Genomic DNA, 13,964 nt, shown 5'->3' on the forward strand with positions numbered 1-13,964 from the left:
CCGCGTGTGTGGAAGTCGGCATGCGATAGGCGGTGGCGGTAGGCGGTAGATGGGGAGCCGGCCTGGGGCCGGATCGCCGGGCGCGGGCAGGCTGTCGATCGGCGGCCGCGCCGTGCTTGTGCACCTTGCGGCGCGGCGAAATGCGCCCGCCGCAGCCCGGGCCCCGGAGCGGCGGGGCGTCCCGGCGCGGGCGGCGAGGACCCGGGCGTCCCGGCTATAATCCAAATTTCCTGCTGATGTCCGGCGGCCCCGGACACGAATCACAATGACCAAATACGTATTTGTAACCGGCGGCGTGGTGTCTTCCCTGGGAAAAGGCATCGCCGCCGCTTCTCTTGCCGCCATCCTGGAGTCCCGCGGCTTGCGGGTCACTCTGCTGAAGCTGGATCCCTACATCAACGTCGATCCGGGCACCATGAGCCCGTTCCAGCACGGCGAGGTATTCGTCACCGAGGACGGCGCTGAAACCGATCTCGACCTGGGCCACTACGAGCGCTTCATTTCCTCGCGCATGCGCAAGGTCAACAATTTCACCACCGGGCAGATCTACGAATCGGTGCTGCGCAAAGAGCGCCGCGGCGATTATCTGGGCAAGACGGTGCAGGTGATCCCGCATATCACCAACGAAATCCAGGATTTCGTGGCGCGCGGGGCCAAGTCGGCCTGGGACGGCAATACCGATGTGGCGATCGTGGAAATCGGCGGTACGGTGGGCGACATCGAGTCGCTGCCGTTCCTCGAGGCAGCCAGGCAAATGAGCCTGCGCCTGGGCCGCAACAACGCCGCGTTCGTGCACCTGACGCTGGTGCCCTACATCGCCTCGGCGGGCGAGCTCAAGACCAAGCCCACGCAGCACTCGGTGCAGAAGCTGCGCGAGATCGGCATTTATCCGAATGCGCTGCTGTGCCGCGCCGACCGTCCGATTCCCGACGACGAGCGCGCCAAGATCTCGCTGTTTTCGAACGTGCCGCTGGACGCGGTCATCTCGGTGTGGGACGCCGATTCGATCTACAAGATCCCGGCCATGCTGCACAAGCAGGGGCTGGACAACCTGGTCTGCGACGCGCTGGCGATCACGCCGCCGCCGGCCGACCTGACGATGTGGGACAGGCTGGTCGATGCGCTCGAGCATCCCGAGCACGAGGTGCGCATCGGCATGGTGGGCAAGTATGTCGACCTGACCGAATCTTATAAGTCGCTGACCGAGGCGCTGGTGCATGCGGGCATACATACGCGCTCGCGGGTGGTGGTGGAATACCTGGACTCCGAATCGATCGAGGAACAGGGCACCGGCTGCCTGGAACACCTGGACGCCATACTGGTGCCGGGCGGTTTCGGCAAGCGCGGCACCGAGGGCAAGATCGCGGCGATCCGCTATGCGCGCGAGCACGGCGTGCCGTACCTGGGCATCTGCCTGGGCATGCAGCTCGCGGTCATCGAGTTCGCCCGCGATGTGGCCAAGCTGGGCGGGGCCAACAGCACGGAATTCGATCCCTCCACGCCGCACCCTGTGGTGGCGCTGATCACGGAATGGCGCGACCGCGAAGGGCAGGTCGAAAAACGCGATGCCAGCTCGGACCTGGGCGGCACGATGCGCAAGGGCGCACAGCGCTGTCCCGTCAAGCCGGGCACGCGCGCCTACGAAATCTACGGCAGCGAAGTCAACGAGCGCCATCGCCACCGCTATGAAGTGAACAATGTATATGTCCCGCGCCTCGAAGAGGCGGGCATGGTGATCAGCGCGCGCACTCCTACCGAGAACCTGCCCGAGATGATGGAACTCCCCGCGCACCCCTGGTTCATGGGGGTGCAGTTCCACCCGGAATTCACCTCGACGCCGCGCGACGGCCATCCGCTGTTCTCGAGCTATATCCGGGCGGCGATCGCCTGCCAGGCGCAGCGCGAGCGCAAGATCCAGGCCGCCTGAGGCCCGGCGGGCCCGTGCGCGGCGCGAAGGGCTCGACGGGCCCGCGCCGTCGCGCCGGGCAGCATCCACGACGAGGTATATGTTCATGAGACTGTGCAATTTCGAGGCGGGCCTGAACCAGCCGTTCTTCCTGATCGCCGGGCCTTGCGTGGTGGAGTCGCGCCAGATGGCCTTCGACACGGCCGGGCGCCTGCAGGAAATCACGAGCCGGCTGGGCATTCCTTTCATCTACAAGAGTTCTTTCGACAAGGCCAACCGCAGTTCGGACCGCTCTTATCGCGGCCCCGGAATGGCCGCGGGCTTGCAGATCCTGGCCGATGTGCGGGCGCAACTGGGCGTGCCGGTGCTGACCGATGTGCACGAGACCGGGCAGATATCGGAGGTGGCTGCCGCGGTGGACGTGCTGCAGACGCCGGCGTTCCTGTGCCGCCAGACCGATTTCATCCACGCCTGCGCGGCGAGCCTGAAGCCGGTCAATATCAAGAAAGGACAGTTCCTGGCGCCGCACGATATGCTGCAAGTGGTCGCCAAGGCGCGCAACGCGGCGATCGAGGCCGGCGGCGACGGCAGCAATATCCTGGTGTGCGAGCGCGGCGCTTCGTTCGGCTACAACAATCTGGTGTCCGACATGCGTTCGCTGGCGATCATGCGCGAGACGGGCTGCCCGGTGGTGTTCGATGCGACGCATTCGGTGCAGTTGCCGGGCGGGCAGGGCACGTCGTCGGGCGGGCAGCGCGAGTTCGTACCGGTGCTGGCGCGGTCGGCGGTGGCGGCGGGCGTGGCGGGGGTGTTCATGGAAACGCACCCGAATCCGTGCGAGGCGCTGTCCGATGGCCCGAATGCGGTACCCTTGCATCACATGGAGGCGTTGTTGCGCTCGTTGGTGGATATCGACCGCAGTGTGAAGCGTCACGGGTTCATCGAGACTGATTTCGAGTGATTGCCGGATGCGGGCTCGAGGCCGCCCGGGCGACGCCAAGCAGATATATGTGACTGGGAGATATATGTGACTGCGTATTTGATTGCCAATGTGGATGTGACCAAGCCCGAGAAGTACGAGGAGTACAAGCGTTTTTCGTCGCTGGCGATGCGGGCGGCGGACGCGAAGGTGCTGGTTCGCGGCGGCAAGACCCTGGGGCTGGAAGGCGAGACGCCGGCGCGTACGGTGGTGCTGGAGTTCCGGTCCATGGCCGCGGCCAAGGCTTTCTACAATTCCTGGCAGTATCGCCGGGCGCGCAATGTGCGGGAAGGCGCGGCGGTGATGACGATGTACGTAGTTGAAGGGGCCTGACGACCGGGCCTTCGGGGGCCTGTGCCGGGTGGCTGCTTCTTGGTCTTGATTCTTGGTTCGTCGAAGGGCACGGTTCTTGTGACGCGGCCTAGAACGGGGTACCTCCTTCCGGTTCGATGACCCACTCACCTCCAGGAGATACCCCATTCTCTCCGCTGGTTTTGCAGGCGGGCGTGGCGGCTGGTTCTTTGCCTGCGCCGCTGCAGCGGTGGGCTAAAATTTCTTCCATGACCGATCAACTCAAGAAGTACCTATTTCCCGACCAGAGTGTGCGGGTGCAGGCCGCCAGGCTGGACGAGGCCTGGCAGGCGGGGCTTGCGCATCAATCGTATCCGGCCTGCCTGCAGCGTTTGCTGGGCGAACTGGCGGCGGCCTCGGTGCTGCTGGCTTCCAATATCAAGTTCCAGGGTTCGCTGGTGCTGCAGTTGCAGGGCGACGGGCCGGTGGCGCTGATCGTGGTGGAATGCAGCGCGGACCTTTCCATCCGCGCCACCGCGACGCTGCGAGAAGGCCGCGAGGTGCCGGCCGATGGCACGCTGCAAAGCCTGCTCAATACCGGCGGCCAGGGCCGTTTCGTGGTGGTGCTGGACCCGGGCCGCGAGCGGCCCCAGGCGCAGCCCTACCAGGGTGTGGTGCCGCTGGGCGGCGACACGGTTGCAGAGGTGCTGGAACTCTATATGCGCAATTCCGAGCAACTGGACACGCGCCTGTGGCTGGCCGCCGATGCGCAGCGCTGCGCCGGGCTGCTGGTGCAGCGCATGCCGGGGCAGGACGACGCGCAGGGCGAGGCGCTCGACAGCACCTGGGAACGCGCCTGCCATTTGGCGGCGACGATCCAGGCCGACGAACTGCTGAGCCTGGACACCGATACGCTGATCCATCGCCTGTTCTGGGACGAATCGCTGACCGAACTCGAGCCGCGCGGCATACGCTGGCATTGTCCGTGCACGCGCGAGCGCGTGGCCGACATGCTGCGCATGCTGGGCCGCGCCGAGGTCGACGGCCTGCTGGCCGAGCGCGGCCAGGTCGATGTGGCCTGCAATTTCTGCGGCAAGCCCTATCACTTCGATGCCGTGGATTGCGCGGGCCTGTTCAGGCCGGCGCTGGATACGCCGGCCGGGGACAGCAAGTCGGTGCATTGATGCGGGATGGGGCGCCGCGGCGCCCACGCATATTCCACAATCGACTTGGGGGCGGCTTGCGGGCACACTGGCAGCATGCCAGCCGCCATTTCCCGCCGCCGTTTGCGGTGGCCGCGTTTTCGGCGCCGCCGCTGCGCAGGCACATGTTCCCCGCTACGCCACCTTACGGGCTCGTGTTCCTGGCGCTGGCGCTGCATGGCTTCGGGCCAGCGCGGCGCCAGCATGGTCGAGTTTTCTCTGCTTGCCGTGCCGATATTGCTGGCGGGGCTGGGCTGTGTCGAGGTCGCCCGCTGGTTCCAGGTCAGGCAGTTCGTCGATGTGGCCTTGCTTCAGGGCGCGCGTGCGGGCATCACCGGGCATGCCCGTCCGGTGGCCATAGAGTCGGCCTTCGAACAGGCCTTGCTGCCCTTGTATGCCTCGGGCTCGGGGGCCTCGCCTGACAGCCGCATGCGCGCCGACTTTGCGCGGCGCAGCGCCGCGACGGGCGATGCGCCGTGGCGCATCGAGGTCCTCAATCCTTCGAAAGCTTCCTTTGCCGACTATGCCGATCCGGCGCTGTCCATAGCCCGCGACACGGGGCTGGCGGCCATCAATAACGATTATCAGGCCGAACAGCACCAGCGCTACCTGCAGCAGGGGCGGCCGCAGGGGGCGGCCTCTGGGCAGACCATCTACCAGGCCAATGTGCTGGTCTTGCGCTTGACGTACTTGCACGAGCCGCTGGTGCCCGGGGTCGCGGCCCTGTTGCGCCAACTGGGCGACCCCGCGGGTTCGTATGCGGCGCGCGCCATGGCGCTGGGGGGCTATCTGCCCATGGTGCGTGAACTGCGGCTGGGCATGCAGTCGCATCCGGTCGACTGGCCGCAAGGGCAGGGGGGCAAGATGGTGGCGCGCCAGGAGGCCGCGCAGGCTGCGCCCAGAGGCGTCGGGGCGGCTTCGTGCGATGGCTTGTGGTGCCTGCGTCCGTCCGCAAGCGGCGGGACGATGCCGGGCGCGGAGCCCGATCTGCCTGTCTGGCCGGATGCGCCCTTGGGCGATGCCGCTGCACCGAATCCTGAAGGGCCTGCGCCAGGAGCCGGCCCCTCCGATCCCGCCGGCCCAGGCTCGGGCGTCACGCCGGACGACCCGGCCTGTGGCGTGAGCTTGTGCTGTGTGCCCGCTTAGCCGGGTGCGTTGCGTCGAGCGGCCTCGCCCGCGTCTGGCCGAAGGCGCTCTTCCTCTAGCCGCGCGTCACTTTTTAGGATGAGCAACTCGTAGCGTCTTCAGGGTGAACAGGCCTGATGTCGTGTCTCGCAAATTCGCAAGCGTGGCATCGCGTCTTCGCGCGCAGGGCGGCGTTGCAAATCGAAACTAGTTGCCGCGTTGCTGCTCGGGCGTGGCGAGATGCGGCGTTTGCACGGCCGGCGCTTGTTCGTTGGGGGAAAGGATCTGGACGAAGATTTCGCCGTCCTTGATCATGCCGAGCTCGCCGCGGGCGCGTTCTTCCATGGCCTGGGTGCCGGATTTCAAGTCCTGGACTTCGGCCTGCAGGGCGTTGTTGCGCGCGGTCAGCGCGTCGTTGGTGTCATGCTGGCTGGCAAGCTGTTTCTGCAGGTCGTGGACTCGCTGCCAGCCGCCTTTGCCCCACCATAGCGGGTACTGGATGATGAGTGTCAGCAGCAGCAGAGCCAGGAATAGCAGTCGCATATCAGGTCATCGCAGTATGGCATCGGTCCGATGCCGTGCCCGGACCGCCTTGCGGCAGCCCGGGCGTATCGTCTAGCGCAAGTTGTAGAACGCGTCACGCCCCGGGTAGGTGGCGACTTCGGCGAGTTCTTCCTCGATGCGCAGCAACTGGTTGTATTTTGCCATACGATCCGAGCGCGACAGCGAGCCGGTCTTGATCTGCAGGGCGTTGGTGGCCACGGCGATGTCGGCGATGGTGGAGTCTTCGGTCTCGCCCGAACGGTGCGAGATCACCGCGGTGTAGCCGGCGCGCTTGGCCATTTCGATGGCGGCGAAGGTTTCGGTCAGGGTGCCGATCTGGTTGATCTTGATCAGTACCGAGTTGGCGATGCCTTGCTCTATGCCTTGCTTGATGATCTTGGTGTTGGTGACGAAGATGTCGTCGCCGACCAGCTGGATCTTGCGGCCCAGTTGTTCGGTGAGGATCTTCCAGCCGTCCCAGTCGCCCTCGGCCATGCCGTCTTCGATCGAGATGATGGGGTACTTGTCGCACCAGGTGCTGAGCAGGTTGGCGAATTCCTGCGAGCTCAGGCTGATGCCGCCTTCGCCGGCCAGGTGGTAGCGGCCGTCGCGGTAGAACTCGGAACTGGCGCAGTCCAGGCCCAGCGCGATTTGCGAGCCGGCTTCGTAGCCGGCCTCGCCGATGGCCTGCAGGATGAGCTGGATGGCGGCCTCGTGGTTGGGCACGTTGGGCGCGAAGCCGCCTTCGTCGCCGACCGCAGTGGACATGCCCTGGCTCGAGATCAGTTTCTTGAGCGTATGGAAGACTTCGGCGCCCATGCGCAGCGCTTCGTGGAAGTTGGCCGCGCCCAGGGGCAGGATCATGAATTCCTGCATGTCCAGGGTGTTGTTGGCGTGGGCGCCGCCGTTGATGACATTCATCATGGGCACCGGCATCTGCATGGGGCCGCTGCCGCCCAGGTAGCGGTACAGCGGCAGGCCGGATTCGTCGGCGGCTGCGCGCGCCACGGCCATGCTGGCCGCGAGTATGGCGTTGGCGCCGAGGCGTTCCTTGGCGTCGGTGCCGTCCAGATCGATGAGGGTGCGGTCGACGAAGGTCTGTTCTTGCGCGTCCAGGCCCATCAGGGCTTCGGAGATTTCGGTATTGAGGTTTTCGACGGCGCGCAGCACGCCCTTGCCGCCGAAGCGCGTCTTGTCGCCGTCGCGCAGCTCGATGGCTTCGCGGGTACCGGTGGAAGCGCCCGACGGCACGGCTGCCCGCCCCATGGACCCGGATTCGAGCAATACGTCGCATTCCACGGTCGGATTGCCGCGCGAATCCAGAATTTCGCGCCCGATGATATCTACGATTGCACTCATATGAGACTGTCCTGCCTGAATTGAGATGGACTATACGGCCCGTGCCGGGCACCAGTGCCGTGCATGGCCGGCCCGCGGGCCGGCCAAGGCGGCCATAGGGCCCTGGGCGGAAAAAATTGCTTGAAAGGTCCGATTGTACCTGTGCCGGCCGCCTGGGTGCGGGATCGGCGCGGCGGCTTGTATTTTTTTGTACGGGATGGAGGCGCAGCACTCGCACGGCGCCGCTGGGGCGGGCAAGAAGAGGGCAAGGAATGGGCGGATCGCCGCCAAGAGAGCGGCGGAAATGCGCGGCGCCGTTCGGGCGGGCGAAGATCGGGCGGCCCGCGATCGGGCGGCCCACGATCGGGCGGCCGACGATCGGGCCGCGCGCGTCAGTCTGGGTTGGCGCGCGGCGCTTCGTGGCGCATGCGCGTCTCGATCCGGTCCAGCATGCCGCCGAGCAGTTCCAGCTCTTCGGCGGTCAGGTCGGCCAGCATGCGCTGGATGAAGACGGTGCGCCGCGGCATGGTCTGTTCGACCAGTTCCAGGCCGGCCGTGGTCAGCCAGACGTTGGTCAGGCGGTTGTCGTCGGGGTCGTTGCGGCGCTGCACCCATCCCAACTGCTCGATGGTCTTCAACTGGCGGGTGAGCGCCGCGGGGTCCATGCGCAGGACGTCCGCGAGTTTCTTCTGCGACGTGATGCCGCGCTGGTAAAGCATCAGCAGCACGCGCCAGCGCGGCATGGGTTGCCCGATTCGGGTGTCGAAGGCCGCCAGCATGGCTCGGTAGGTGCGGCCCAGCTTCTGCATGACGCGGATCTGCGGGAACTCCTCGTCGCTGGCATGCGCCGGGCTGCTTGGTTGCGGCTGCGCGGCTTCGTTCCCGTGGGAGGAACGAGCATGTCCTTCGGACGGCCGGGCGGACATGACCGGTTGACGGCCCTCCTGCCGCTGCGCGTCATCCTCCCCATGGGAGGAACGAGCATGTCCTTCGGGCGGCCGGGCGGACATGCTCTTCATTCCCCCGCCGGCACGCTGGCCTTGACGCCGCGCGACAGGTGCACGGGGGGCACGCGGCGCACCCAGGCGAAGGCGATGATGGCGACCAGCAAGGCGAGCGCGACGCCGGAATGCACTGCGCTGACCAGCGACTGGCGGGCGGCCTCGAGCAGCACGGCGCCGTTCAGGCCGGCGTGCTGCGACTGTTCCAGGAAGCCGTGCTGGACCGACAGATTGACCAGCACTTGCGGGTCTTCCAGGGTCTTGAACCAGGTGGCCGCCTGGTTGCCCGAGGCGGCGGCGCGTACGCCACCTATGTAATAGTGGGTGACCAGGGTGCCCACGATGGCGGTGCCCAGCATGCCGCCTATCATGCGGATGGATTGCAGCAGCGCCGTGGCGATGCCCAGGTGCGAGCGGCCGGCGGTTTCCTGGGCGAACACGGTGAGATTGGGCATCACGAAGCCCAGGCCCAGGCCGCCCATGGTCATGTACAGCACTATCAGCCAGGTAGCCGTGTCGCGGTGCATGAACACGATGCCCAGGCAGGACAGGATCATGAGCAGGGATCCCGCATACAGCATGGCGTTAGGATTCGGGATACGGACCACAATGCGCGCGTTGGTGATGCTGCCCACCGTAGTGCATACCACCAGCGGCGTGATGAGCAGGCCGGCGTCCTGGGGATTGAGCCCGAAGCCTCCCTGCAGCAGCAGCGGCACGTAGAACAGGATGGCGAACATGATGAAGCCGACCAGCAGCGACAGCGTGAATAGCGCCGCCAGGCTGGGGTTGCGGAACATCTCGAAGGGCAGCAGCGGCTCGGGGCAGCGCTTTTCCCACCATATCAGGGCTAAGACCGTGACGGCGCTGAACAGGCACAGCAGCAGCATCGGCGCGCCCAGGCCGTGGGCCGGCAACAGCTCGACGAACAATTGCAGACTGCCCAGCCCCAGGGCTACCAGCAGCGCGCCGGGCCAGTCCAGCCGTATCTTGCCGGCCTTCATCTGGCGGATCAGGGGCAGGTGGCGCCAGACGAACCAGAGGCTCAGCAGTCCGATGGGCACATTGACGAAGAACACCGAGCGCCAGCCTGCATATTGGGTGAGAAAGCCGCCCAGCGAGGGGCCTACAGCGTTGGCGATGCCGAAAGCGGCGCTCATCAGCACCTGCCAGCGCAGGCGCACGTGCGAATCGGGGAATAGGTCCGGAATACACGCAAAGGCCGTGCCGACCAGCATGCCGCCGCCCACGCCTTGCAGGGCGCGGGCCATCACCAGTTGGAGCATGCTCTGCGACACGCCGCACAGCACCGAAGCCCCGGTAAAGACGACGATGGAGGCGATGACGAAGTTGCGCCGGCCGTAGTAGTCGCCGAGGCGGCCGAAAACGGGCACGGTGATCACCGAGGTCAACAGATAGGAAGTCGCCACCCAGGCATAGAGTTCGAAGCCGTTGAGCTCGGCCACGATGGTGGGCAGGGCGGTGCCTACGACGGTCTGGTCCACCGCCACCATCATGGTGACGAAACATAATCCCACCATGGCCAGCAGCGACTGTCGTACCGACAATACGCGACCGCTGGTGGTTATGCCTGGAGCTGCAACGGGAGCCATGAATATGCCCTGGACGGGGTAATGATTGACAAGTCAATGATTCTAGCGCCGCGGCCTTATAAATACAAGGGATAACCCTAGGTTTGCGGAGATACAACAGGGGGCGGAGGGAACAGAGGGGGTTGCAGGGAAAGCAAAAAAACGCCGCACATGGCGGCGCCGGATGGCTGCTGGCTGTCAGAGGCGTTTCAAGGCGCCGCGGTACTGGCGGCCACGCTCGAGGTAGTGATGGGTATTCTTGTGCATGCCTGCGATTTCCTCGGGCGCCAGTTCGCGCACTACCTTGCCGATGCCTATGACCAGGGAATTATCGGGGATGTGGCGGCCTTCGGGCACCAGGGCGCCGGCGCCTATGAGGCAGTTGCGGCCGATGACGGCGTTGTTCAGCACGATGGCCTGCATGCCGACCAGCGAGCCGGCGCCGATGGTACAGCCGTGCAACATGGCCTGGTGGCCGACCGTGACGTTTTCGGCGATAGTCAGGGGCACGCCTTCGTCCACGTGCAGCACGCTGCCTTCCTGGACATTGCTGCCCGCGCCTATGATGATGGGGGCGTTGTCGCCGCGTATGCTGACATTCGACCAGATGCTCACGCCTGCCGCCAGGCGCACGTCGCCGATGATGTCGGCGCTTTCGAAGATGAAAGTGTCTGGGTCGATGCTGGGCTTGAGGGCCTCGAACTGGTAGATCGCCATGCGGATGTCCGGTGAAAAGGGCGGGCGTCGGGCGAGCCTGCACAGGCCGCGGCATATGCCGCTGCGCGGGCTGCAGAGCCCGGCGGCCCTGGGGTTTCGATTGTAGCGCGGCCGCGGGAGCCGCCCGCCCCGGAGAAGGCCGGCGTCAACAGGCGCCGGGGTGTGGGCGCCAGGCGGTCGCAGGCATGCCGGCGTCGATTCGGCAAATTTATCCCATCTTTCTACCGCCCGCTTCGATTCGGCAAATTGCTACCGCTTTTACCGCCCGCTTCGAGTCGATAAATTCCTACCGTCCGTGCTCCTGGGCCGGGACGGGCACGGCGCGGCGCAAGGCCTTGCCGGCCGCGGTCAAGGGCAGGGCCTCGGTGAATTCGATTTCGCTGGGCGCCAGGGCACTGGAGAGCCGTTGCCGCACATGTTCTTTGAGGGATTCGGCCAGGGCCGCCAGATCGTCGTCGAGCTTCGCCTGCCGGCGCTGGACATAGGCCTTGAGGACCACAGGCTGATCGGCGGGGCCCGACGGCACCACGACGGCGTCGGCCACCGCCGGATGGGCAAGCAGGCATTCTTCGATCTCGCCGGGGCCGACGCGCCGGCCCGAGCTCGTGAAGACTTCTGCCGTGCGGCCCACATACCAGTAGTAGCCGTCTTCATCGACCCTGGCGAGGTCGCCGCTCAGGCGCCAGTCGCCGCCGTGATCGGCTTCGCCGGCGCGGTCGTCGCGCCAGTAGCCCAGGAACAGGCCTGGGTCGGGGTATCCGTGGATATCGTGGCGGTTCAGCGCTATTTCGCCGATTTGCCCGGCGGGACAGAGCCTGCCGCGGGCGTCCAGCACGCCGACTCGGTGGCCGGGATAGGGCCGGCCCATGCTGCCCGGGCGCGTAGGCCATTTCGTGCGGCTGGCGCCGATCACGCTGGGCATGGACGCACGGCCGTATATTTCGTTCGGGGCGACCCCCAGGGACTGCACGCACCAGTCGTACAGCACGGCGCCCAGGCTTTCGCCGGTGCTTGCCAGGCTGCGCAGCGCGAGCTTGAAATGCTGGCGTGGTTCGTCGCCTTCGGCGCGCAGCGCCTTGATGGCGCGAGGCGGCAGCAGCAGGCTGGTGATCTGGTAGCGTTCGAGGATCTCGAATGCGCGCCGGGCGGGCACGTGGCCGGGCGTGGCGACAATGGCATGGCCGAAGTAGAGTGTGGGCAGCAGGGCTGCGAACAGCGCATCGGCCCAGGCCCATTCGGCGCAGGTCCAGAAAATATCGCCTTTCTGTGGGAACCAGTCCTGGGACGCGACGAAGCCCGGCAGGCTGCCGATCAAGGCGCCATGGGCCAGCAGCGCGCCGCGCGGGTCGGTTTCGTCGTCGGAATACAGCAGCAGCGCAGGCGCGTCCGAGCGCGTGGCGAGCGCCTTGTATTCGGCAGGCTGGCGGGCCAGCAGCGTGCGCCAGGCAATGATGCTGTCGTGCTGGAACCCGAGCCCTATGACTTGCGACAAGGCGGCGCATTGGGGCTGGGCGCCCAGCAGTTCGGGACCGGCGTTTTCGTCGATGATGGCGATGCGGGCCTCGGAGTTGCGCAGGCGCGCGACCAGGGCCTGCGTGTCGTAGCGTGTCGACAAGGGAACGACGATGGCGCCGAGGCTGAGGATGGCCATGCAGGCGGCGACGGCCTCGGGCCGCTGCGCCATGCAGACGGCAATGCGGTCGCCGGCGCCGGCGCCCATGCGCGCCAGGCCGTTGGACAGCCGGTTGGCGGTTTCGGACAGCCGCGCATAGGTCCAGACCTCGCGCTGGCCGAGTTCGTTTTCGTAGTAGACCGCTATGCGCCGGCCTTCGTGCGGATTTTCAGCCCAACGATGGACACACGCCTGGGCGATATTGAAGTGACTGGGGACAAACCACTGATAGGACGAGTACAGCTCCGAATATTGGTCGTTCATTGTCTTTGTGGTCGGGTGCGGGGCGTCGCGACAGGAAACAGACTACCCTCAAGCATGAACGACAAGCGGGTTATGTGCAATCCCCCCTCTATTCAAAGCCGATCACCCTAGGGTTTCTACGGGTTCCCTATTTGTGTCTTCAATGTTGATCAGGCGCGTGCCGAGCAGGCGATCGTGCAGGAACTGCCTGTCATTATCGAACCAGGTCCAGAGGAATATGCTGAAAGGCGCGAACACGATGAACAGGTCGACCGAGCCGTAGCCGGTGGCATGCGAGGCCGCGCGCACGATCATGGCGGCCACCAGCGGCAGCGGCCAGATCAGGATATAGCGCAATACCAGGCGCGACAGGCGCGGCGTACGCCCGTCGCGGTCGACCAGGCGAATGTTCCAGGTCTTCATGGGCAAGGTCTGGCCGCGCTTGCGCCAGCACAATATGAAATAGGCGCCTATGGCCAGGAACAGCAGGACCTGGCGGGCATGGCGCAGGGTCATGCCGCTGCGGCTCTGGGTAAGCGTGTCGAACAGGTAGCTGGCCAGGAATACGACGCCGAACAGCAGGACGGCTTCGTACATCATGCAGGCGAAACGGCGCCAGCGGGTCGGCGCGGGCAGGGCGGCCAGCACCGTGTGGGGAAGTTCGGGCCGGGCCGCGGTTTTTCTCGATTTTTTCATGGGCGCCATTATCCCGCAATTTCTTGCCGGCCAAGGATACTGCTTGGGGGGCGGGCCGGCGTGGGCGGAAATACCTTGGCTCCTGGGCTAGAGCAAGTTCGGCGCAAATGAGTACGGAATTTTGCAGCGCTTACCTGATACAGCGCATTGAAAAGTGTAAATACTTGAGCCGAAAATGCTCGAGCCTGTTCGCCGATGGCCTGCACCCCGGGTGCGGCCGGCCTTGGCAAAGGCCGAAAAAGCAAAAGCCGCCAGTAGCGGCGGCTTGCAGTGGGCGAGGCGGCAGGATTTACTGCGATGCAGCATGCGCCTCTGTGCGGGCCCTATCAGTGGGCCGACTTCACTTGGCCATGACCATAACCGAACAGCCCGGTGACTTTGCTCGCCAGATTCTTCAGGGCGACGCTGGGGCGGAAGCGGAATTGCTCTTCGATGGCCTGGAGCATCAGTTGGCGTTCGAGTTCGTCGGTCAAGCGGAAGTTTTGTTGCAGGTCTTTCATGGCAGTGCTCTATATAAATTGAACGTTTCGTTCAGGGTTAACCCTATTATAGGGGTTAACCCCTAGCAAAAGCAAGCCAGAATGCTGCGGCGCGATATAAATGTTGCGCTACGGCAAAATTTGAGGGAAGGAGCCTGCGCAAGTCTATGCACAACGGGC

General features: G+C 65.4%; 13 protein-coding genes. 5 read left to right on the forward strand and 8 right to left on the reverse strand.

The features are described from left to right. The first annotated feature begins 265 nt into the window (after positions 1 to 265). From pyrG to KVP10_RS10320, 5 genes are all read left to right on the forward strand, one after another. Complete coding sequence (pyrG, locus tag KVP10_RS10300; protein ID WP_217964449.1) at positions 266 to 1,927, forward strand: CTP synthase; 1,662 nt, start codon at positions 266 to 268, stop codon at positions 1,925 to 1,927. Between the two features lie 85 nt (positions 1,928 to 2,012). Continuing rightward, entirely contained in the window at positions 2,013 to 2,867 is an 855-nt protein-coding gene (gene kdsA, locus KVP10_RS10305; RefSeq protein ID WP_217964450.1) for a 3-deoxy-8-phosphooctulonate synthase, read from the forward strand. 66 nt (positions 2,868 to 2,933) lie between these two features. Next, positions 2,934 to 3,218 (forward strand): DUF1330 domain-containing protein, encoded by a 285-nt coding sequence (locus KVP10_RS10310; protein ID WP_217964451.1) that lies wholly within the window; start codon positions 2,934 to 2,936, stop codon positions 3,216 to 3,218. Positions 3,219 to 3,445: 227 nt separating this feature from the next. Further along, entirely contained in the window at positions 3,446 to 4,360 is a 915-nt protein-coding gene (gene hslO, locus KVP10_RS10315) for an Hsp33 family molecular chaperone HslO (protein ID WP_217964452.1), read from the forward strand. 195 nt (positions 4,361 to 4,555) lie between these two features. After that, the gene (locus KVP10_RS10320) at positions 4,556 to 5,524 is read left to right on the forward strand and encodes a TadE/TadG family type IV pilus assembly protein (RefSeq protein WP_217964453.1); all 969 of its coding nucleotides are present in this window, start codon (positions 4,556 to 4,558) and stop codon (positions 5,522 to 5,524) included. Positions 5,525 to 5,710: 186 nt separating this feature from the next. Here the strand turns inward: KVP10_RS10320 and ftsB are convergent, their stop codons facing one another. From ftsB to KVP10_RS10360, 8 genes are all read right to left on the reverse strand, one after another. Then, entirely contained in the window at positions 5,711 to 6,046 is a 336-nt protein-coding gene (gene ftsB / locus KVP10_RS10325) for a cell division protein FtsB (RefSeq protein ID WP_217964454.1), read from the reverse strand. 72 nt (positions 6,047 to 6,118) lie between these two features. Next, the gene (gene eno, locus KVP10_RS10330) at positions 6,119 to 7,405 is read right to left on the reverse strand and encodes a phosphopyruvate hydratase (protein ID WP_217964455.1); all 1,287 of its coding nucleotides are present in this window, start codon (positions 7,403 to 7,405) and stop codon (positions 6,119 to 6,121) included. A gap of 371 nt (positions 7,406 to 7,776) precedes the next feature. Beyond that, complete coding sequence (locus KVP10_RS10335) at positions 7,777 to 8,310, reverse strand: MarR family winged helix-turn-helix transcriptional regulator (RefSeq protein WP_217964456.1); 534 nt, start codon at positions 8,308 to 8,310, stop codon at positions 7,777 to 7,779. Positions 8,311 to 8,399: 89 nt separating this feature from the next. Continuing rightward, positions 8,400 to 9,998 (reverse strand): MFS transporter, encoded by a 1,599-nt coding sequence (locus tag KVP10_RS10340; protein WP_246600525.1) that lies wholly within the window; start codon positions 9,996 to 9,998, stop codon positions 8,400 to 8,402. Between the two features lie 177 nt (positions 9,999 to 10,175). Beyond that, the gene (locus KVP10_RS10345; protein WP_217964457.1) at positions 10,176 to 10,694 is read right to left on the reverse strand and encodes a gamma carbonic anhydrase family protein; all 519 of its coding nucleotides are present in this window, start codon (positions 10,692 to 10,694) and stop codon (positions 10,176 to 10,178) included. A gap of 286 nt (positions 10,695 to 10,980) precedes the next feature. Continuing rightward, entirely contained in the window at positions 10,981 to 12,630 is a 1,650-nt protein-coding gene (locus KVP10_RS10350) for an acetate--CoA ligase (RefSeq protein WP_217964458.1), read from the reverse strand. A gap of 102 nt (positions 12,631 to 12,732) precedes the next feature. Continuing rightward, positions 12,733 to 13,305 (reverse strand): RDD family protein, encoded by a 573-nt coding sequence (locus tag KVP10_RS10355; RefSeq protein ID WP_217964459.1) that lies wholly within the window; start codon positions 13,303 to 13,305, stop codon positions 12,733 to 12,735. A 326-nt stretch (positions 13,306 to 13,631) separates the two neighbouring features. Then, the gene (locus KVP10_RS10360) at positions 13,632 to 13,805 is read right to left on the reverse strand and encodes a hypothetical protein (protein WP_217964555.1); all 174 of its coding nucleotides are present in this window, start codon (positions 13,803 to 13,805) and stop codon (positions 13,632 to 13,634) included. Positions 13,806 to 13,964 lie beyond the last annotated feature (159 nt).

The organism is Candidimonas humi (assembly GCF_019166065.1).
Lineage (GTDB): Bacteria > Pseudomonadota > Gammaproteobacteria > Burkholderiales > Burkholderiaceae_B > Candidimonas > Candidimonas humi.